This is a genomic window from Paenibacillus eucommiae (genome assembly GCF_017874215.1).
In the GTDB taxonomy this organism is placed as follows: domain Bacteria; phylum Bacillota; class Bacilli; order Paenibacillales; family NBRC-103111; genus Paenibacillus_AI; species Paenibacillus_AI eucommiae.
Map to the genome: position 1 here is coordinate 156,010 of NZ_JAGGLB010000007.1, position 22,713 is coordinate 178,722.

The window sequence follows — 22,713 nt, forward strand, 5'->3', positions numbered from 1 at the left end:
TTGTCAACTATAAAATACTCAAGCGTAGACGACTACCGGCAAACAAAAGAGCCTGCCTAGTGGCAGACTCCCAAACCCAAAATTGGTCGTTTTACTTCAATCGAACCTGAATAACATCCAAAGGCCCCAGCACAACCTCCCGGCTTCCCCCTCTATAGGAAAGGGTTCCCCTGTTCGGCTCATCCTTCAAATTCAACAGGATGACGCTTTCACTCTCTGGAAGCCACAGCAAAGTAATATCACTTCCCGCTTTCAACAGCGGATACGTCGTTGTTTCGCCCGCAAGAAGCTCTTGCAACAGCACGATTTCTTCTTTCTTAGGAGACGAACCCAGCTGATAATCCCAAATTTCCAAGGATGTCATGCTCGTGTTCGTATTCATATTTTCCAATTTATGTTTATTTCGTTCAAAAGCCGTTTGATCCATAATAATTCTCTTATATGAGGTGAATTGCTGCTCCCATTCCGGGGTAAGCTCATAGCCGCCAAAAAACAACAGACATTCAGCTTCAGAATCTCTATTCCTGTCTCTTGCCTTTACAGGCTTGGCAGGCAAGCCTGCCAGCAGGGGCAGGAAGTACGGCTGCACGACTTCATTGTGACCATAGGTGCCATATACCAGATGAACCGGATAGCTGCGCTCATAGGCGGCTATTTCCTGTTCCAGCTGCTGCAAGGCCGGGAGCTCTGCAGCTAGTGCCTGCCAGTAATCTTCGGTAATCAGCCACGTTCCGCTCATAAACAAAATATTCGGGATGCCTGCTGCGAGCTCCAGCTTCACTTTGTAAATAAGGTTGGCATGACTTAAAGCGCGGGCCGGAAAAACAGTCGTTTCGCTGAAAGCATACTCTCTGCCCATTGCATCCAAATGAAATAAAATGCTGAACAGTTCGCTGGCCTTTCCCTCTGGAGTACCAAAATCAGTATCATTGAAATGATACTCCCCCACACGGAACATACACTGAGGAAGTCTGTTTTTAATGGCACTTATGTCGATTCCTTGATGCTCATCACCAAGATGCATCACCATAATTCCAGCTTCGATGCCCGGAAGAGACGTAGCCTCCATAAATCGGGTCACCTTGGAGCAGTTGTAATCGATCCATGCCTCCGTTAGCTGTGATCTGGTTCCACTTTCCAGCGCCTCAACTATCGCCTCCCGGCTTACACTGAGCCCGAGCCCGAGCCCGAGCCCGCCCCCTACCCCGGGTCCAACACCTAAGTCCTGCTGCAAAAGATTAAATTCCTCTACGCAGTGCGAGCAAAAGCAGCCGCCCAAACGGCTTCCCCAAACACCGCTCCGCAAATCATCGTCCATGAATATTTGGGTAAACCCCGCCTGCCTTAAAGCTTCAACAGACTCAACGTTATCCCGGACCATGCTTTCGTCCAGATCGGCACAGTAATATACAGGATTGCCCAGATGGTCGATGCGGTAACGCCAATGGGCAGGAAGCTGCAAATCGAGGGTATCGTCATCGGGATTCAAGCCATTACCCGGATGCCCTACAGGCAGCTGGATCACACCAACCTCAAAATCATTGCGGCGCAGCACTTCCGCAGCCTGAACCATATCCTCTATAGGCGACCACAATTTGCCGAAAAAGAAGCCCCAAAGCCATATGGTGCTCACGCCAGCTTGTTTTAACGCGGCAAGCGTGCCCGGTCCCTGAACTGTATCCAATACTAGTGCTGAGTCTAATGAATAATGAAATTTCATAACTTCACCTTTGTTCTTTATATAATTGTAGATAAATCAGAGTTCTTGTTTTAAAAATAAAACGCCCTCGTATCAAAATCAACCACGGCGCTCAAATCGGACACAGTCGTGCCGAAATCAAATGCCGCGCCTCCCTGCACCTCTACACCAACAAGTGGACTCCGGGTTGGGCTTGTAAACTTCATCGTGGCAGAGGCAAGTGCCTTCGCCTTGGGAGACATCGGTACCGTAATCTTGCTGAAGCTGTCAGCCGCTTGAACGATAGTCCGGCGCTCAAAGTAGTGCCGCACAGCCGACAGCGTTTCGCCCTCCGTCATATAATCATTGCTATGGCAAAGACCAAAGTCCCCATGATTGATTCTAACTCCTGTGAACTCATACCAGGCTGGCTGATCCGGCATACTTATCTCCAGCATAAACCAGGAGGCACTGGATAAATCGGCGTGGTCGGGTATCCAGAAGGGAATCGTGAACTCTTGAAACTCGGATGTAAGTGTAACGACCTCAGCCTTAATTTCCACCGATGCTACGCTGCCTGACTTATAGGCTGCCTTGGCTATAATTCTTATTTGCGCCGACGATGCCGCCCGGGCAAATAATTGCAGGTGACAAATATGTCCTGCCATGTCGCTTAAATTGGGTACCACAAAGAAGACAGATTTATACGTTCCTGTTCCTCCAGGTGTGAAACGCAGTGCATATTGCGAGTTCCGGGTGCGCATAAAATTAGAATGAATCTGCCGGATCCTCGATGCCGTACACGAATTAAAATCTGTCTTCGCAAACCACATGTCTGCCAGCGGAACAAGTGAATTCACCGGAAGCGTAAAGCTCTCCCCGAGCTGGGATACTGCCAAGGAGCCGTTAATAACAGCCCGGTTAAGCAATCCCTCCACATCGATGACCTTGATAGGATTCGAAGTAACAGGCAGCAGCGGCTGGTAAGTAGCCGTTACATTGCGGACCCTTACCCACTGTCCAGCCAGATCATTCAGATTCAGAATTGGACTTTGCTCCTGCCCCAGCATCACGGTTACCCCATCGATTTGCAGGCCGGCTGTGACCACGCTTGCATTGGCCACGTCGAGAAATTTCCCTGCGCTGTGCAGGTTAACATAAATGTCTTTAATACTTATTAAATGGATATTGTTGTTCGGCTGAGCCGTATCATCGCCCAGCCTGATAGAGCGGCTGCCGGTATACTGCTCGAAATAACAGTTCTCAATCTCCGTTTTCAACGAAGGGTACCCGAGCTGTATGGCAGTCCCGGCATTCTCGAAATCACAACGGCTTATTAAGGTCTTTACAGCGTTAGTATAAATACCAATGCCCCCGTTCCCGATTTCACCATGCCATTTGCCCTTGTTATCAACAAAGCTAAGACGCGAGTTGCCCGATCCCCGGTAAGCGCCACCACGTCCATCATCAATTGCTTTCACGAAGTTCTTTGCCTGATTGTCATAGGTCTCCCAACGACAACCGGTAATCTCGGGCCACCAGTTCTGAGCCTGGAAATCGATAGCCCAGCTGTTAGGGTTACCGAACATATTGAATACGCAATCCTTGATCCTGGCCATCAGCCCCGTGAGCGGAGAAAAAGTAATTCCAGCTGACATTTGCTTACCTCCGGTCAAGTGAAGGCCCTCAATAATGTAATGATCATCGCTGAATAGATTTCCGCTAGTACGCCCGTCATCTGGCCCCATCGTCAGCATCGCGCCAGTGCCTGTGTAATCGAGTACCTTGGATAGGCTTCCCACAAGCTCTACTGGCCGGTTAAACTGAACACCAGCATTTATCGTGTATTTCTTTGGCGCTGAAGCACGATTGATGCCTACCCGGACAGGCAGTCCATCCACCGTGAACATAGGCTCGGCTCCATTGGGGAAGGCATTTACATAAGCAGCTAACGACGCAAGAGCTGCAGTATCAGCAGCTACAGTGCCATTAGCTCCGTAATCGACAAGCTCCACCTGAGCATTGCAGCATGCTTCCAGCGCCTCAACCCTGGAGGTTAATCCAGGCAGCCCCCCGCCGGCACCGCCGCCTCCGCCTCCATGCTTGTCATAAGTCGCTTCTGTAACCGACTCTTTCTTAGAAGAAGCAAAGGCAGTTGATTGCAGTAATCCCTCAGCAACTATTGCCGCTCCCGCAATACCGAGAGAAGCCAGAAGCTTTCTTCTGCTAATTGACCCGGCTGCAGATGAATAGCTCCTTAGCTCTGATGCGACTCCTTCCACCTCTTCCGTTCCCTTGGTTCTTTCTATGCCTCCTGTTCCTTCCAGATCTTTGGTGCTCATCGATCTTTCCGATCTTTCTGATCTTTCTGATCTTTCCGTGCTCTTACTTCCCTCCACTAATTCCTTGCCGCCATCTTGTCCATGCATGGTTAATTCCTCCTTTGGCTTTAACAAAGCTTCCTTCGTCAGCTTGTACTTAGAGTTTTATCCTAAATCGGCATAGTCGCGAAAATTCACGACGGCCTCGTTAGTACCGTGCAGTTCAAAAACGATGATCTCATTTTCTCCTTCCCGAAGCAGCGGAGCGGGCACATAGAGTGTCCTCTGCGGACCTATATGCCAGTAGCGTCCCAGGTTGAAGCCGTTAACGAACACGACGCCCTTCGTCCATCCCTTAAGCTCCAGAAACGTATCCGCAAGCTCATCTACCAGCAAAGTCCCTTTGTAGAAAGCGGGAGATGAGTCATCTGCCTCTTTGTTCGAAGTCACTTGCTCGAACGCCAGCCTGGTAAGGTCCTGCATCGGCAGCGTATGGATCGTCCAGCCAAATAAATATTGGTTGCCGAGCCTGACGCCCTCGGTTATTCCTTTTCGATCCAGCAAATAGGGACCAAAATTAGTCCTCCCCATATTTTCCACTAAAATGCTTAGCTCAGCGCCCTCCTGCGGAAAACGGAGCTTGAGCTTCCCTTCTCCCTCCTTGCCGGCGCGGTCGATAACCCCTTGATACACACCATCCACAAAGATAAGCGCACGGTCATGAACGTCCTGCAAAATCAGCTCATTCTCTTCGCGCGGCCCGGATACACGAGTTGTATACAGGATGAAGCCGTAGCTTTGACCCAGCATTTCCATGGGCTCGGGGTTCGTCCTGTATGCCGGTGCCGTTAACTGATCCAAGGAGGAAAACAGCGCGGCCCGCTGATCCATAGCTACAGAACCGTACGCCATTTTTTTAATCGGGTCGGGCAAAGCTATAACTTCCGTTCGCCCATACTTGGCTAAAACATCCCGCATCGCAGCATATTTCTCCGTCAAATCCCCCGCTTCGTTCAAAGGAGCATCATAATCATAGCTCGTTATCGTTGGGGTATAGCTCTCTGCCAAATTCGCCCCGTTGTAAAAACCAAAATTGGTGCCGCCGTGAAACATATAGATGTTGACAGAAGCCCCAAGCTGAAGCATCTCATCCAGCAGCTGGGCGATTTCTCCGGCATCCCGGGTATGATGCTCCTCCCCCCAGTGATCAAAGTTTCCGTTCCAAAACTCGGTACACATAAGCGGCTGACCTGACTGAACTTTTTGCAAATTGGTGAAAGCCTCCTGTGGCTCTGTGCCGAAATTAACCGTTTCAAGCACACCGGGAACCATCCCCCCTTGCAGTAAAAAATCAACCGGACCGTCCGACGTAAATAACGGGACATCTACTCCTCTGACGATCAATGCCTGCTTGATGTATTCCAGATAACGGGTATCATTGCCATAGCTGCCGTATTCGTTCTCGATCTGCACCGCAATAATTGGTCCACCATGCGTGCAAAGTAGAGGCTTTAACATAGGTATCAAGACATCGTAATACCGGTCTACTTTTTCAAGAAAAGGCTCATGATAGCAGCGCAGCCGCATACCAGGATCGGCAAGCAGCCAGGCTGGCAGCCCTCCGAAATCCCATTCCGCACAAATATAGGGGCTTGGACGGACGATAACATGCAGTTGAAGCTCCGCTGCTATTTCGATAAAGCGAACCAAATCAGCCATACCGGCAAAATGAAACTGTCCTTCCACAGGCTCATGAACATTCCAAGCCACATAGGTTTCCACCGTATTGAAGCCGCATGCTTTCAGCTTTATTAATCTGTCCTTCCAGTATTCAGGCACAATACGAAAATAATGCATGGCGCCCGAAAGAAGCCTCACCGGTTTATCATCCATCATAAATTGTTCATTTTTTATTTGAAAAACGGCCACCTTAGCCCCTCCTTCCAGATTTCCATCCCCTTAGTCATCAGGGTATTTAATCATCTTAATCATCTTGATTCAATGATCACCAGGCCAGCAGATCTCCTTAAATGCTCCGGTTTCTGCCGAATCCTTCGCCTTCAGGCATACCAAGGCGCTTAGAAGCCCTGCTTCAAGGGGAGCAACCGACTCTGCGGTCCTGCCTTTCATAATGTCAATGAAATTGGCAATCAACGCGGAATCCCCGCCCCCATGCCCGCCAGTCATAGCCGACGTGTCAATCGTATGCGTCACCACCCGGGGCGTATGATGCATATAGACTTTTACATCATTAGAGTGCCAGTCAAATTCTACCGTCCCCTTATATCCCATGAACCGGGCGCCCCTTGCTCCTGCTTTTTTGCGCACGAAAAAATTTTGCGAATAATTCACATGCATCCCGCTTTCGTATTGCACCAGCGCACTTCCCGAATCTTCGTTTCCTGTATCCTCGGCAAAGCAGCAGTACTCCCCGATAGGCTCCTCGCCGGCCTTCCGCAAATTTTGCGGGCTTTCCTGGCAAATTTCCTGCTCATCGCAATGTTTACACATCAATCCAGCCGGCTTGCTTCCTGTAAAAATTTGTTTAGCTGTCATCGCGCCTACCCGTACAGGTTTAGTGCCCAAAACATAATTGAGATAGTCCAGATCATGAGTCGCCTTTTGCAAAAATAAGCCTTGTGTTTCCCTTTCATCCCTGTACCAATAGTGAAAATAAACACCGCCATAAGCCACATTATTCACAGCCTGAACATGCTCTACCGTTCCTATAAGCCCTGAATCAATGATTTCTTTGACCAACTGCACATGGGGCGTCACTCGCAGCGGAAACGAAACGACCACTGGACTGGTGGACTTTTGGTGTGCATCACGAAGCCGGACTAAATCACTCATCGTGGTAGCGATCGGCTTTTCTACATATAACGGCAGGTTTGCCGCCAGCACCTTTAATGCCATTGGCGTATGCAAGGAGCATCTGGTTCCGACAAACACACCAGCATAATCGCCCTGCGCCAGCATATCGTCCGCATTCTCATAGAACCGGATACCGGAAATATCCACGCCTTCCTTGATCAATTCATTTTGAATCGCTTCACTTCTCACATCTGCAATAGCTGCAACCTTGCAGCTTTCATCCTGACTCTCCATAATGCCCAGCAATCTTCTTATCTGAAGGCCATAGCCAATAGCTGCTACGCGCGTCATATGCCTTTTCCTCCTAATTCTTCCTCCTAATGCGGGTCTCAGCCTTTCACACTGCCAAGCACGATCCCTTTTACAAAATATTTTTGCAAAAACGGATAAACGAGCAGGATCGGCAGCGCTCCTAAAAAGATTTGTGAAGCCCGGGTCGTCCTGTCCGATATTTCGGCCAGTTCCTGCATATTGCTTGCATCCAGCTTCATCGGGTTACTGTTAATAATCATCAATTGCAGGTAAGTGGACAAAGGGTAATTCTCCGGAAAATTCATCAGAATCAATCCGTCGAACCAGGCATTCCAGTGCCCCACGATAGTAAAAAGCGATACCGTTGCCAGCGAGGGCAGCGATAGCGGAACATAGATCCTCCACAGCACCACCCAGTGCCCGGCCCCGTCCATAAAGGCAGACTCTTCAATTTCTTTGGGCAGCCCCCGAAAAAAATTAAGCAGCAAAATAACGCTAAAAACAGGCACAGCGCCGGGAATAATTAGCGCCCAGATGGAATCGATCAAGCCCGTTTCGCTGACCGTCATATACCAGGGGATCAGACCGCCCCCGAACAAAATAGTAATGATAAAATACCAGGCATAATAGGTACGAAACTTGAAATCCTTCGTCTCTTTGGATAAAGGGTAGGCGCAAATGATCGTCATGAGCATGTTAATGGTAAATCCGAGCACAACCCTCTGCATCGTAATCCCGAACGATCGAATAAACTCCTGTTTATTTAGAATGTAGCGATAAGACGAGAGCGTAAAATCCACAGGCCATAGCTTCACCAAGCCAGCCGATGCCGCAGCACTGGAGCTAAAGGAAATAGCCAGCACATGAATAAGGGGAAAGAGGCATAAGAAAGAAAGCAGAATAAGGAAGGTATAGTTGCCCACTATAAAAACCTTTCGGCCTAACGAAAGTTGACGATTCAAAGCAATCCAATCCCTTCCTTAAAAAATACGATAATTAGCAACCCGGTAAGCCAGATAGTAAGAAAGTGAAATCAGCACCGTGGATACGATCGATTTCAATAAACCAATGGCTGTTGCTACGCCGAACTGCGCATCAATTAATCCCATGCGATAAATCAACGTATCCAGAACATCCCCACTTCGATAAACCGAGGGACTGTATAAATTAAATATTTGGTCAAAGCCTGCGTTCAATACGTTACCTAAACTTAATGTAGCTAACAATACAATAATTGGCCTCATGCCGGGCAGCGTAATATGCCAGGTTTGCCGCCAGTGATTAGCGCCATCGACGATAGCCGCCTCATACAAGGAGGGATTGATGCCGGTAATCGCCGCCAGAAAAACGATCGTGCTGAAGCCGAACTCCTTCCATACATCTGAAAAGACGAGCACAAAGGGAAACCATTTGTTAGTACCCAGGAAAAAGATGGGATCGACCCCAAAAGTTTGCAGAAGCTGACTGACGATACCCGTGGAAGGCGACAAAATATCGATCAATATGCCGCCCAAAATAATCCACGATAAAAAATGCGGTAAATAAATCAGCGTCTGAATCCCTCTTTTGACCAGCTCTTTCTTCACTTCATTCAGCAGCAAGGCAATAAAAACCGGAACAATCAAGCCTGCCGCAATTTTCATGGATGCTATAAATACGGTGTTCCATAGTACCTGGACAATATCGGGCATTTGTATCACATAGCGGAAGTTGTCCAGGCCTATCCAGTTAGAGCCGAATAGGCCTTTTGCCGGGACAAATTTCTGAAAGGCAATAACGATGCCAACCATCGGAATATAGCAGTAAATAAACAGGATAATCACACCGGGCCAAAGCAGAATATGCAGAGGCAGCTCGCGCATTCTTTTTTTAGTATTCATTATGACTAACCTTCCCGCTTCGTACCTTTTAGTTACGAACAGTTGATTGTTCTACTTCTTTGGTAATGGCATCTCCGCCAAGCTTTTTCCAATTGACAACAAACTCATCAAACGAATCGATGGAGGCTTCGCCCATAATAATTTTCGTAAACGTTTCAAGCTCCATTTTCGCTAAAGTAGCTCCTTTTTCAACCATAGCAGGTGTCGGTGCCCCAATATATTCAGTTATTTTATAGCTGTTGTTCTTCTTATAGTCCGCATAGATGGATTGTGCGCCCTCGGCCCCAAATACGCCGTTATAACCCCACCCTTTGATATCCCCTTCGAGATAGCTTTTGACAGCCTTATATACATTCGGCTCGCCGGTATTATGATCCAAAACAGACTCGTCATTTTTGCTCAACGCTTCGTTTACCCGTTCATATGCCTCCAGGTTTTGCGTCGGGTTGGCATTAATGATTAAAGCATACTTCCATTTCTCAACATCGCCATTAATTCTGAGCCGTGATTGCGGATATTTATCATCCCATACACGCAGACTGGCGTTCATCATCTTAACTGCTGCTTCCGGGTGCTCCATGCCTTTGCGAACTGCATAATAGGTAGAGATCGTGTAATTCGCTTTTGGCTGCGCCAGCTTGTCGTCTGCAGATAAAAGACGGTATGGCTTCCATTCCATTTTGGGATCTAGATTTTTGCCATCCTGCAAATAAAGAGGCAGCCAGTGGACCGAGTAGGTCAAGCCGATTTTTCCAGCATTGGCCAATTGCCCCACCTTGTCGGTATCCTTCACGCCAAATTCACGGTCAATCAGCCCGGATTTATACATCTCCTGCAGCTTAGCGAGCGCTGTTTTCACTTCCGGCTGTATGCTGCCGTAAACGCTTTGTCCAGAAGCATCCTTGATCCAGATGTTCGGATAAGCATGATAGCTGTTGAAGAATCCATCCAGTCCAAACAAATCGCCAAACAAAGTTTTATTGGCACTCAAGCCATAGGTGTCCTTTTTATTGTTGCCATCCGGGTCCTGATTGGCGAACGCTTCAGCAATTTTCATTACATCGTCCATCGTTTTTGGCTCAGGCAGCTTTAATTTCTCCAGCCAATCGGTCCTGATCCACAGCAGCGGAGCCGTATCTGTATAGCTTCCGAGCCATGGGAGCGCCAGCAGCTTGCCGTCAAAGGTAGCCGAATTCAAGCCGATACCGCCATCCTTCTTGAACAGCTCCTTTAACTCCTTGGAGCCGTATTTCTCCAGCGCTTCCGTTAAATCAGCAAGCTTATCTGCTTCAGCCAGCTGTTTTAATTGAGTGCCGCTGACGGGCATAATATCGGGCAATTTCCCCGAAATCATCGTCACATTCATTTTTTGCTCAAACTGGTCAGAGATCCATAAATATTTCAGCTTAATTCCGAACTCTTTCTCATACAGCTCCGTCCAGCCGTTATTTTCGATCGTATCCCCGTCCTCAAATTTCAAAGGGTTCGCGGCGCGGACTGCTGTTACTTCAATAGGCGGATCGATTTTGCCGAAAGGATCGGCTGCTTCACCCGACTGCGGCGCAGTTGTCTGTTTGTCCGTGCCTGAAGCAGCAGTTGGGGCCGGCTCCTTACTTTCGCCAGCACTGTCTTTACTGTCTTTACTGCCTGTACTGCTCCCGCAAGCCGTTATAAACGCCAGAATGCCTACCAATAAAACCATAAGCGTTCTTTTTATGATGGCTCTTTGTAACCTCTGGGCCCTCTGTCCCAACTGTACCCGCTCTACCTTCATACCTTCAACACCCTCCACGTGTAAATATGATGACTTGCCTGTAGTTCTGTGCTGCTAATCCTAATTATAGAGGCAGAAACTGTGGCAAACTACAGGCTCCTTTTGCCTTTTCTTGACTCCTGTTGCCTTTTATTCAAGCTTCAGATTGCTATAGGTATCCCGGTATTCCTGCGGGGTGACGTTCAGCCACTTTTTGAAGGAACGGGTAAATTGAGGCGCAGCTTCATAGCCGACAGCCGCCGCAATCTCATGTATTTTCATCACGGTTCCAGTCAGCATTTCTCTGGCCTTTACCATCCGGCATTCCGTAATATAGTCAAATAACGTCACTCCCGTGACCCGCTTGTAGAGCCTGGACAGGTAGGTAGGACTGTGGTGAACCAAGGCGGACAGCTTCGTTAAAGTCAGCTCTTGCTCCAAATGCGTCTGGATGTATTGCTGGATAAAATGAATCGTTCTCTGCGTAGGCACCTCCGGACTATCCTGCCTGCTGTCAAACAATAAGCCGGCAAACTCCCGGAAGAAAGTGGCGATCTCCTCCCAGGTATCGTAAGCATCAAATTGGGTCATTTTGCCGACATTCATTTTCGCAGAAAGGGTATGAAACACGCCGGTCCGATTGGAATACGACAGCAGGCAGAGGGAAACCGAATAAAAAAGCTCCAGCAGATGCGTATGGCTGTAAGAAGCATCGATATCCATAATATCTTCATATAGGGCCATGAACGCCTGTCTCTGCCCGCTTTCCAGATATTCCTCCAGAACGCCCAGCTGCTTCCTGAGCTGCTGCGATCCTGAGAAATGACGACGGTTCTTTTCCATGTCCAGTCCATTAAAGACGTGTCCTTCTTGAATCAGCAGCTCTTGTTCCCCGTCAAACCCTCGTCCCAGCAGCGTCCTTAAATAATAAAACTGCGTTCCCAATCCTGACCAGTCCCCTCGCTCGCGGCTAAGTGCGAATGACACCGGCACCTTCAGCAGCTTTTTACAGCTAATTTGCGCATCCTCTACTCTTCCATGGATACGTGAAACCAAGTGATTCCACTGCTCTTCTGGGCCGATTTGTGGATCGCTGTGTGTGTAGCTCTGCGGATCGCTCTGTGATTCGTTTTGCAGATTCATCCCAGAGTTGTTGGCAGGCTGAATTAACCATATGAATCTGCAAGCCTCATAAATAACGGAGACGCACACAGCCTCAGAGGACAAATACTCATCCACAATGTTCTGAATGGCAAATGCCAGCAGCGTCCGGTCTGCTTCCTTGATGCTGCCGCTCCATCCATCCACTCTCCCGATGAGCAAATAAACGGGCTTGTCCGCTTGCAGCGGCATCTCCAATTGTGCGAATTTTCCCGCCAATGCATCGGGTGAAGGGATCATCCCGTTGATCAGCTCAAACAGCAGATTTTTTTGCGCAGCGGAAACCGTCAGCTGCAGCTTCGTTTTCGTTCTAAGCTCATAATCCTCGAATTGCGTATGCTTGGCGATATCTGCGAGCGCCTTTTCCACCGATTGCAGGATAATATCGTCATCCTCATGCTTCAGCAAATAATCAGCTACACCGCCATTGCGGATCGCCTGCTTGGCATACTCAAAATCGTCATAGCCCGTCAAAAAAATAACTTTGCAGCGGGGCCATTTGCTGACGATTTGCTTCTGCAGATCCATTCCATTCATGCCTGGCATGCGGATATCGGATAAAACCAGATCAATGCGGTGCTGGTGGAGATAATCAAGAGCCTCCTCGACCGTATAGGCCTTATACATTTCCAATTCTAAATGAACGGCCTCACGGAACAATTGGTACATGCTGTTCACAATAACCGGTTCGTCATCAACAAGTAAAAGTCGGTACATCGCTATTCCCCTTTTCCAATCGGTATATGAATTTGTACAAGCAAGCCGCCAAGACTACTTGGGGCCAAGGTAATACCTCCGGCCATGCCATATTTAAGCTGAAGGCGGCGATGGACATTGATCAGTCCGGTGCTCTCCCCACCAGGCTCTTCCCGGTTCAATTTGCGCTGCAGCTGCTCGGCTTCATCTCCAGTAAGACCCGGGCCATTATCCTCAACCGTCATGCACAGCTGGCCTTCCTGAGTATGAAAGTGGATATGCAGGCAACCTGCCCGCACCTTCTCCCCCAAGCCATGCTGGTAGGCATTCTCGATCACAGGCTGCAGAATAAGCCTCGGAACCATAACGCCCTGAAAAGCTTCCGGCAGCGCATCAAACACAACCTCAATCCGGTTAGAGAACCGGACATTCTGAATTTCAATATAGGACCGGATATGCTTGACCTCTGCTTCAAAAGCAACCTCATCCTGGGCATTGCGCGTAATATAATGAAAATATTCGCCAAAATGCTTGGAAACCAACTGCGCCGTATCATTCTCATAATTTTTGATCAGACGATGAAGAATAAAAAAACTGTTATACAGAAAATGGGGATTAATCTGCGCCTGCAGCTGCTTCAGCTCTGCATGCTGCAGGCTGATTTTCTGAACATAAAGCTCATCGATCAGCACTTTCAAATTTTGCACCATTTTATTGAACTGCCTGAACAAATAGCCGAATTCATCTTGATGCTTATGTGTGGTGGAAAGGTTGAAATTGCCTGCCTCCACATTTTTGAACAGCTTGACCAACGTTCTTAGCGGCCTATGAATCAGCATGTAAATGCCATAAGAAAACAAGATAACAATGATCAAAGAGCAGCCCAGCAGCAGCCAAAACCAGGTGCGATACGACTTCAATGTTCCCAGCATCGTATCCTCCGCAAGATAGAACAACAGGGTTGCGTCCAAAGAAAGCGACTTTTCATAAGTCACTGCATACCTTTTGCTGCCAACCGAAACGGTGCCAGGCCCCTTCGGGGCTGCCTGTTCGACATCAAGCTGCTTTCCAATTTCATTAAACAGCTGTAAATCCTTGCTGCTGCCAATGGCCCAGGTATCGCTGAACAGCACCGTCTCCCCTGCCTGATGAAAGGTGCTCAGCTCGGACCGGAGCGCATCAATGGAAAGCTCAACATTCATCATAAAGAGCGCATCCTTGGTTTCGTCTGGTCCCGCATAATTCGGGAAAGTTAAATGGACATACAGACGGTCCTTCCAATAAATCAAAGGAAACCCTTCACTGTATATCGCTTTTGAAATCTCAACCATCTCTTCCTCAGTCGTAGGCTCCAAGCTCGCATTTGATGTTGTTATCATGTCCGTCAGCGTAGGAATATAGAGATTAATATTTTGAATATACGAGCTCGAGCCTTTAAAACTCTTCAGCTTATTGGACAAATTATCAATCGACTTCGCTTTCTGGTATTCCGACATAATCTCTGCCATACCATACAGCTTTTGCAGGTCTTCATCATTAATCATCTCCTGCTGGGTTTTAATAATTTGCTGAATTTCTTTCTCCAACGATAAAAAATAATAATGGATCTGCGAAGTCATCGTGTTGGAAAGCTGCTTCTGGACCTCTTGCTTGCCTAATTCATTCAAGGTAAGACTGAGCCCAAACATAGGAATAGTGATCACGATAAAAGTAATAATCAGCTTAAGAAAAATGGATGCGCTTCCAAACTTAAACTTCCTCCATATCCGGCCGCTCACGATGATCCACACGGTGAAGCTGTGTACATTTCTTTTCTTATTCTTATAGAGTCCATACCCTTCCCCTGTCCTTCCCACAGCAATTAGCTTAGCTGCCTTAGCTGTCCTTTGTTCTTAGCTGTCCCTGGCTGTCCTTGGCCGTATTTATGAACCCCATTATAGGTTTTAAGTCATTTATTATCAACAGTCTATTGAGAAAACAGCCTTGTGGCGTCCTTTGAGGTGCGTGTTCATGGCTTGGGTGCGTTGCGGAGGGAATGGCTGTGGGCTCCAGCCGCTGTTAAAGATTTGTTCCCTGAAGTGGAAAGGATGAGGAGGTGACGAGAACACTTGTCATTACTTATGCCTCCTTAATAATCCAGCCCAATTATACCGGATTGAAATAGTGCTTCTCTATCCAAAAGATGCTGCTCAGGCAAACGAAAGAGCCTGCCTATTGGCTGGCTCTAATGTATTCGCATCCTTCTAGTTTCTTTCTTAGTAATCAATTCAGCTAGAGCTTTAACTAGATTCTCCAACTATTGTAATCACACTTTTCGCAATGCTTGATCCAGATCCTCCAGTAATGTATCCATGTGCTCTAATCCAACCGAAAGCCGACATTGTGTAGGAATGAAGCCTTCCAACAATTTCTCCTCTACATTAGCAGACATAGCAGTTGTATAAATAATACTATCGAAACCGCCCCAGCTCCCGCCAATGGAGACATGCCGCAAGCCATTAATGAAGCGTTCCACACCTGCCAGATCCGTATCCAGCTCAAACGATAATAATCCGCTGCAGCCATGCATTTGCTGGCGAGCAAGTTCATATTGACTGAAGTCAGGGAGTCCTGGATAACGCACTTCATGAATGGTTGCATTGCGGTTCAGATAGTCCGCTATCTTCATTGCACTTTTCTCATGACGCTCCATACGAATTGGCAGTGTTCGCAATCCTTTCATCAGCTTCGCACTTTCATGAGGGGACAGCACCGCTCCAAGCTGCGGCAGCTGTGCGATCCTCTCTCTGGAACTAATAATAGCACCCGCAACAAGATCACTATGTCCTCCCAAATATTTGGATGCAGAATGTATGACAAGATCGACACCAAGCCCGATCGGATTCTGAAAGACGGGTGTTGCCCACGTGTTGTCGATCATCGTTGTAATGTTATGCTTGCGGGCGAGATCAGCTATAGCTTGAATAGGCTGCAGCTCGAACTGCCAAGAGGTAGGGCTTTCCAAATAGATAACTTTGGTATCGGAACGAATCGCATCTTTGACAGCTTGTAGCCCCGTACCATCTACGTACGTAGTCGTGACACCAAGAGGATGGAATAGCTGCTTTAGAAAACCAGAGGTTCGTCCATATACATTTGCAACGACAACTATATGTCCACCATGCTTAAGGCTAGCCATTAAAGCTGTGAAGATCGCTGCGGTTCCGGAGCTGTAGCATTGTGCTGCTTCCCCGCCCTCTAACAGAGCAAGCTTATGAGCCAATGCATCTGTGGTCGGATTCGCATTTTTCCCATACATATAGCGATCGACTTCTCCTTTATTCAATAACTTGGCCGTAGCAAAGTCAGGCAAGCGATAGATCGAGTTCTCATAAATTGGCGGAGCAACGGCCCCCATGAACCGATCATCCTTCTCGTCAATTTCAGTGACAATATCGTTGACACGCCTAAAAGGACAGTCTTCTGGCTTACGTTCGATTCCTATTCCTTCCACTGTACGCCACATGCGTCTTTACCTCCCCGTAAAGCATTTGGTTCATGCTCTGCTGCAGCATTTGCATCCATACATGACCTGGCAATCGGTATGATAGATGTCAAATCGCCGATTAAGTCACGCTTGTCGTTTCTTCACGCTGCTCAATATCATGCTTGAGCGGATTGAGACAAGATATTTCACGGAAGGACCAATACGGCTCATCCACGGTTCCGTTCGGGAAGAAGAAGGAATACAGCTTCGTATTCACGGACCTAAGCTTCACACGAATCACTGCCCGCTCTGCCAGCGTCCAATCCGGACTTCCCCTCCAAGTCATCTCAGCCTTCAAACTACTGCCAGTGAATGGAACACACTCTTCGAAGCTAAAGCCTTGCAAGGCCTTGCCTTCCGTATCGGTTAGCTCAGCAACAATGGAACCACCTTCCGCACTTGCATCCGCATTGACGAACAACCCGCCGTGCTCCACTGCGAAAGGACGCGTCATCAGCTCACATGTCTCTTCTCCTGAATCCATATAGACAAAGCCATCTGGTCGCAGCGTTGCAAAGCCAATCCTCTCTTCATCGATCTCTTCATAGGGGATGGTGATGGGACCGGAATGATCGAAGGAATTCGCCGCATAAAAAATAACAATTTCCTCAGGACGATAGATTAGTGTGCTCGACGGGCAGATACAGCCGGAATCCCAACTGCCTTTCTCTCCAAGGGCAACCAACTTCTGTCCTTGCATCGAACGATGCCAACAGAAACCATCTCGACTGTACGCCAACTCAATATCCATCGTCCCGGCCATTTTATGATATTGCGGAAACACAGTGTAGTCGAACGTATTATACGTATTAATCATGCCAAGGGCATAGGCGCCATAAGATGTGATTTGCATGCCGTAGAACTGTGTTTCACAGAAATCATATTGGTCAGGCTCGATACTCATCACAGGCCGTGACCAGTTTTTCAAATCCATGCTTTCCGAAACCCATACACGACGATCCGGAATCGCTACTCGGAAGCTTAATCGATAATGCAGCGTTTTCGGATCACGGTAGAAGCCAATATGACAATCACTATGCACATCTAGTACAGGACCATCGAACATCGGTTTCCAATGTATACCATCCGGCGAAGAATAAAGATGGACCGCACAGCCTTTCGTATAAGGTCCCATTGCACACTTGAAACGGTGCTGAGGATCTGGGTCAAGATCGTCAATAATCACTGTCGGCCCATGTACACGCTGATCGTTATCCATCACAATGTTCGTGCCCTGCACAACATCAAGCTTGGGCTTATCGAAGTGAATGCCATCATGCGATGTGGCATAGCACAAGTAAGAGTAAGCCTTGGGGTCATTCTCCTGCACCGAAGGCCCATAATAATGAGTCGAGTACCAGGTTTTATACAGCTGATCCTTGGAATCAAAAGCGGCGGATCCGTAATAATGTACACGCTTGTATTCATGTGCCAGCTCAGGCTTTATGACGGGGTTCGCTTCCGATTTGAATGCTTTCCCGCTCTTCCTTTGATAACCTTTCAAGTATTCATACGTACGATTGTCAAAAAAACTGAACTTGACTTGCTCCTCTTGTCTCATAACCAAACTCCTCGCTTATTGTGTTTTTCCGCCAGATGCAAACTGTAGCGCATAGAGATCTGCATCCTTGAGCTCTATACGCAATCGGATCGGAATACCTGATAATTCTGCGACAGAACGGCCGCTTTTCCATTCCACTTCATAATCCAGCTCGTCCCCGTACAATGATCCGAAATCTGCAAAAGTAAATCCGTTCCACGGCTGTCCAGTGTCATCTTCCAGCTGGATCTGAATGGAACCGGCGCCAGACGTGCTGTAATTTAGCACCAATCGCTCGCCTTCCATAGTGAATGGCTTCGTTAATACATTCCCACCCGCATAATCCGCATAAATAGAGCCGAAACGATGCCGCGGCAATGCATAACGACGCAGATAGGCATCCTCCCACTCATAATGCTCTACAACATAGATCGAGAACTCGTCAGGCGTTGTAGACACTATGCCATGAGCAACCATCAAGCTTCGCGCCGTCCAATTACGCTGATCGGTTCCTGGATGGATCCACGATGACATGAAGGGACGACTCCAATGAACACCATCTCGACTGGACATCAAAACACTATCTGATATCCCTGATTTCGGAAAACCGTCCACTTTGTAGCGTTCAGGCATAAAGCGCATAGGGAAGGATAAATACATATGCTCCGCTCCCGGGCAAGGTATCGTAGCATTCGTATAAAAATGCTCCAGTGGAACCTCGTCATCATATTGATGAGGCGTTTGCCTGCTCCATTGAACAAAATCCTTCGACTTACAGCTTTGGATGGCGCGAATGCCGTCCCAGAACTTTGATATATCGAAGGAGCGGTCGAAATAGCGGGAATAGCAGCGATACTGAGCAGTTTCACGATCCCAGAAAACCAGATTCTGGGAGTCAAAGGCACCGTCGGTAATGACAGCAGCTTCCCGCATTTTCGTCCAGTTCACGCCATTCTCGGACTTGAACGCCACTAATCCTTCCGGCCAATTGCCAGCTAATGCCTTGAACCGTTCTTGAGGAGGAATCCCAGGCTTCAGATCAAGAAATGGACTGAACGTATGAGCCATACTTCCTTGCAATATAATATTGTTGTTGGTGGAGCCATGGAAATCCATTAAGCCCAAGTTGGGGCGAAACCACTCCACCCCATCCTTGCTTTCGGCATAACAAGTGCATTGCGCCTGATCTTTGCCGTACGCTTCTGTTATGACAGCATTAGAACGGTAATACAAACGATAGACTTCACCATCTTGTATGACAGTCGGATAAGCTGCGCTGCTGTTTCCTTCCCAAGGCTGATTCATTGTAAGTGTAATTTCCTTGGGTGTTGGTACATTGGGTTTTAAGGAAGCCTGATCCATTTTCTCCAATAAAAAATCATCGATAAACAGTTCTAATCGACTCCCTATGGCGATTGCTTCTGACATTCCGATCGCCTCCTTCACTTAGTCCGTAAATTGCAGCGCATACAAGTCTGCATCCTTTAATTCGAATTTCAGGCGAATCGCATTGCCGCGGAATTGAGACAAATCCGAGCTGCCTCTCCAACTCACTTGCTGTTTTAACTTATCCCCATAAATCACCTCACAATCTTCTGTACTGAAATGCGGAATTGGCCAGCCATCCTGATCAATCAAACCAACACGAATGGATCCTGGCGCAGAAGTGCTATAATTCAGAACGAGGTGATTACCTTCTACGACGATGCGCTTTGTCGTCATGACACCGCCCTTGTAATTTGCATTCACTGAAGCAAAGCGGAATCGCGGAACTGTTACCCTTGTAACGAAGGAATCATCCCATTGGTAATGTTCGTTAATGTACAAAGAAAACTCATCACCTTCTGTTTCGAGAATACCCCATGCCGGCATTAGCGAGCGTTGCGTCCAATTGCGCTGATCGAGTCCAGGACGCATCCAGGCTTCCATGAACGTGCGATCCCAATGCTCACCATCACGACTGGACATCATAACATTATCTGAGACACCTACTTTGAAGTAGCCTTCCACTTTCTGACGCTCAGGCATGAAGCGCATCGGGAACGACATATACATATGCTCTGCACCCGGGCATGGAATGGTAGCATTCGTGTAGAAATGCTCTAAGGGTACGTTATGCTTGTATTGGTTTGGCTGCGGTAAAGACCAGTTTACGAAATCTTCTGATACACTGAGTTGAATCGCCCGAACTCCCATGAAGATCGCAGAATCTTCTGGCGCCTGAATATTCGGTTCTGTCGCAGAGGCAAAGTAGCGGGAATAACATTTGTAATGATTCGCTTCAGTATCCCAGAATACAAGATTATGGGAATCGAAAGCTCCCTTTTTAATAATGGGTTCTTCCTGATATGGTGTGAAGTGAATGCCATCCGGCGATTTGAAGGCGAACAAACCTTCAGGAGCATAGCCGGCTACCGCCTTATATCTTTCGTCCGGCGGACAATTCGGATTCGTATCCATGAATGGACTGAAGTTATGGGCAATAGATCCAACCATGACGATATTGTTGTCCTTGGAGCCTTCAAATTCATGCAAACCGACACGGGGGCGTTCCCAATGAATTCCATCCGTACTCTCGGCATAACAGCAAGCCTGTCCTTCCGATTTATCTGTTAACGTATTAGGAAACGTAGCACGGTAATACATCCGATACTTGTCCTCTGCTTTGAATACACAGGAATAAATACCACTTGCCAAGCCCTCCCATGGCTGATCATTACTCAGTACTACTCCTCGCTTCTGCGGGGGATTCATTTTCAGAGAAACATCATTCATGGCTCCAATTAAGAAATCATCTACGAACATTTCTACCCGTTGTCCAATCATAAGCGGTGCTGGTCTTTTATTACTCATGTTTATCCCTCCAGAATGATCTCTCAAATTGTTGTTCTGTTTCCTGATACAACTGCTGATGTAACTTTTATATTTTTCTTTCTTCGTTCTTATTCCTCGAAATTACTATGTCGCATCTTCCGTCTCTACCAAATGACAGGATACAAAGTGATCGTCCGTGCCTTTAACTTTACGCAAGGTAGGCATTTCAGTTCGGCATATGTCTTGGCACAAGTGGCAGCGTGTATGGAAGCGACAGCCACTAGGCGGATTCACTGGGCTCGGCACGTCCCCCTTAAGTACGATGCGATCCTTCTTCTTGTTCAAATCAGGCGTTGGCACGGCGGACAGCAATGCCTCGGTATAAGGATGCTTCGGTGTCAAGTACAACGCACTTGATTCTGCAAGCTCTACTACTTGCCCAAGATACATGACCGCAATGCGGTCGCTCATGTATTCCACGACGCTTAAGTCATGCGCAATGAAAATATACGTCAGCTTAAATTCCTGCTGCAGATCCTTCATCAGGTTAAGCACTTGTGCTTGAATGGATACATCTAGCGCAGAAACGGGTTCGTCACAAACAATGACATCTGGATTAATACATAGCGCTCTTGCGATACAAATTCTTTGACGCTGCCCCCCTGAGAATTCATTCGGATAGCGATACATATATTCAGGTCGCAGATTCACAGATTCAAGCAAGCGGGATATAATCGCTTTGCGCTCTGCTATATTCCCCATATTATGCTTGCGAAGCGGTTCATCGAAAGATTCATAGATCGTTTTGATCGGATTCAATGATGAATAGGGATCCTGAAACACGATTTGAATCTTCTTACGAATTTGGAAGCTCTCCTCGCGATTCAGCTTTAGAATGTCTCGCATCTCACCATTCTTGAAACGATAGCGTAACTCACCTGCTGTAGGCTGATGCAGCCGCACAATCGTTTTACCTAGTGTTGTTTTCCCGCACCCGCTCTCGCCAACGAGACCAAGCGTTTCTCCTTTACGTACGATCAAGCTAACATCATCAACCGCTTTAACATATCCAACTACTTTTTTCAGGAAACCTTTGTAGACCGGATAGTATTTCTTCAAATTGCGAATATCGAGTATGATTCCATCTTGCTTGGACGTCTCAGGATCCGATTGGTTTTTCTGTTCGGTGTGCTTTGATTGTTCAGTTGTCATCCTTTACGCACCTCCTCCAAGTTCCAGCAGCGAACGAGATGACCCTGACCCTCATCCGTTTGCGAAGGAGCTGTGCGGCATTGATCGGTTGCAAAATCACAGCGTGGAGCAAAGGCGCAGCCTTCCGGTATCTCGGATGGATCAGGTGTGTTGCCGCGAATCGTTTCCAGTCGATTACTCCTTCCAATGCCCAATACAGGTACAGAGCGAAGCAAAGCACGGGTATAGGGATGCTGAGGACAACTCAATACCTGTTCAACCGTACCGAACTCTACAATTTTCCCCATATACATAACCACAACCTCATCCGCCATATCGGATACGACGCCCATATTATGGGTAATTAATATGACGGACGTATTGAATTGCTTTTGTACATTCTTCATCAACTCCAGAATTTGCGCTTGAATGGTTACATCCAAAGCGGTCGTCGGCTCATCTGCAATTAACAGCTTGGGATTACAAACCATCGCCATGGCGATCATGACACGCTGCTTCATCCCCCCACTGAATTGATGGGGATAATCCTTCAATCGAGTGAGTGCACTTGGAATACCAAGTAATGACAACATCTCAACAGCGCGATCTACCGCTTCTTTCTTGCTGATCGACTCATGGTGCAATAATGGTTCACATAGTTGATTGCCAATTGTATAAACAGGATTCAATGACGCCATCGGATCTTGGAAGATCATGCTGATTTCTTTACCCCGAATGCTGCGCATCTTGCGCCCATTGCGTTCTAATTGATTCAAGACGACAGCTTTCTCTTCGCCATAATACGTAATTTGGCCTGCATTAATTTTACCGAGACGCGGTAATAGCTGCAGAATAGAATGAGCGGTTACGCTTTTGCCACAACCACTCTCCCCAACTACACCAAGGGTTTTTCCTTTTTTCACTGTGAAGGAAACGCCATTAACGGCATTAACGACACGACTGCCAAGGTCAAACGATGTCTTTAGCTCTTCTACTTTTAATATCAAATCATGCTGTTCACTCACAA

15 protein-coding genes are annotated in these 22,713 nt (G+C 47.5%); all 15 read right to left on the reverse strand.

Annotated features, from left to right (window positions below; genetic code table 11):
• Window positions 1-91: 91 nt before the first annotated feature.
• The gene (locus J2Z66_RS12770; protein WP_209971797.1) at window positions 92-1,720 is read right to left on the reverse strand and encodes a hypothetical protein; all 1,629 of its coding nucleotides are present in this window, start codon (window positions 1,718-1,720) and stop codon (window positions 92-94) included.
• Window positions 1,721-1,770: 50 nt separating this feature from the next.
• Entirely contained in the window at window positions 1,771-4,107 is a 2,337-nt protein-coding gene (locus J2Z66_RS12775; protein ID WP_209971798.1) for a hypothetical protein, read from the reverse strand.
• Between the two features lie 57 nt (window positions 4,108-4,164).
• Complete coding sequence (locus tag J2Z66_RS12780; protein ID WP_209971799.1) at window positions 4,165-5,928, reverse strand: glycoside hydrolase family 35 protein; 1,764 nt, start codon at window positions 5,926-5,928, stop codon at window positions 4,165-4,167.
• A 69-nt stretch (window positions 5,929-5,997) separates the two neighbouring features.
• Window positions 5,998-7,164 (reverse strand): Gfo/Idh/MocA family protein, encoded by a 1,167-nt coding sequence (locus J2Z66_RS12785; protein WP_209971800.1) that lies wholly within the window; start codon window positions 7,162-7,164, stop codon window positions 5,998-6,000.
• 38 nt (window positions 7,165-7,202) lie between these two features.
• Window positions 7,203-8,087 carry a carbohydrate ABC transporter permease gene (locus J2Z66_RS12790; protein ID WP_209971801.1) on the reverse strand — a complete coding sequence of 295 codons (885 nt, stop codon included), beginning with the start codon at window positions 8,085-8,087 and terminating at the stop codon, window positions 7,203-7,205.
• Window positions 8,088-8,105: 18 nt separating this feature from the next.
• A complete protein-coding gene (locus tag J2Z66_RS12795) occupies window positions 8,106-9,005 on the reverse strand; it encodes an ABC transporter permease (RefSeq protein WP_209971802.1) in 900 nt (299 codons plus the stop codon).
• Window positions 9,006-9,033: 28 nt separating this feature from the next.
• On the reverse strand, window positions 9,034-10,779 hold the full coding sequence (locus J2Z66_RS12800) for an extracellular solute-binding protein (protein ID WP_209971803.1): 1,746 nt from the start codon (window positions 10,777-10,779) through the stop codon (window positions 9,034-9,036).
• A 129-nt stretch (window positions 10,780-10,908) separates the two neighbouring features.
• Entirely contained in the window at window positions 10,909-12,636 is a 1,728-nt protein-coding gene (locus tag J2Z66_RS12805) for a response regulator transcription factor (RefSeq protein WP_209971804.1), read from the reverse strand.
• A gap of 2 nt (window positions 12,637-12,638) precedes the next feature.
• Window positions 12,639-14,393 (reverse strand): sensor histidine kinase, encoded by a 1,755-nt coding sequence (locus J2Z66_RS43795; protein ID WP_209971805.1) that lies wholly within the window; start codon window positions 14,391-14,393, stop codon window positions 12,639-12,641.
• A gap of 527 nt (window positions 14,394-14,920) precedes the next feature.
• Window positions 14,921-16,120, reverse strand: a complete 1,200-nt coding sequence (locus J2Z66_RS12815; protein WP_209971806.1) for a trans-sulfuration enzyme family protein — start codon at window positions 16,118-16,120, stop codon at window positions 14,921-14,923.
• A 100-nt stretch (window positions 16,121-16,220) separates the two neighbouring features.
• The gene (locus tag J2Z66_RS12820; protein WP_209971807.1) at window positions 16,221-17,702 is read right to left on the reverse strand and encodes a hypothetical protein; all 1,482 of its coding nucleotides are present in this window, start codon (window positions 17,700-17,702) and stop codon (window positions 16,221-16,223) included.
• Between the two features lie 15 nt (window positions 17,703-17,717).
• Window positions 17,718-19,109, reverse strand: coding sequence for a hypothetical protein (locus tag J2Z66_RS12825; RefSeq protein WP_209971808.1), 1,392 nt, complete (start codon window positions 19,107-19,109; stop codon window positions 17,718-17,720).
• Window positions 19,110-19,127: 18 nt separating this feature from the next.
• Window positions 19,128-20,534: a hypothetical protein gene (locus tag J2Z66_RS12830; protein ID WP_209971809.1), complete on the reverse strand. Its 1,407-nt coding sequence runs from the start codon at window positions 20,532-20,534 to the stop codon at window positions 19,128-19,130.
• Between the two features lie 105 nt (window positions 20,535-20,639).
• Window positions 20,640-21,707: an ABC transporter ATP-binding protein gene (locus J2Z66_RS12835; RefSeq protein WP_209971810.1), complete on the reverse strand. Its 1,068-nt coding sequence runs from the start codon at window positions 21,705-21,707 to the stop codon at window positions 20,640-20,642.
• Entirely contained in the window at window positions 21,704-22,711 is a 1,008-nt protein-coding gene (locus tag J2Z66_RS12840; RefSeq protein ID WP_312894531.1) for an ABC transporter ATP-binding protein, read from the reverse strand. The genes J2Z66_RS12835 and J2Z66_RS12840 overlap by 4 nt, the downstream gene beginning before the upstream one ends.
• Window positions 22,712-22,713: the final 2 nt, after the last annotated feature.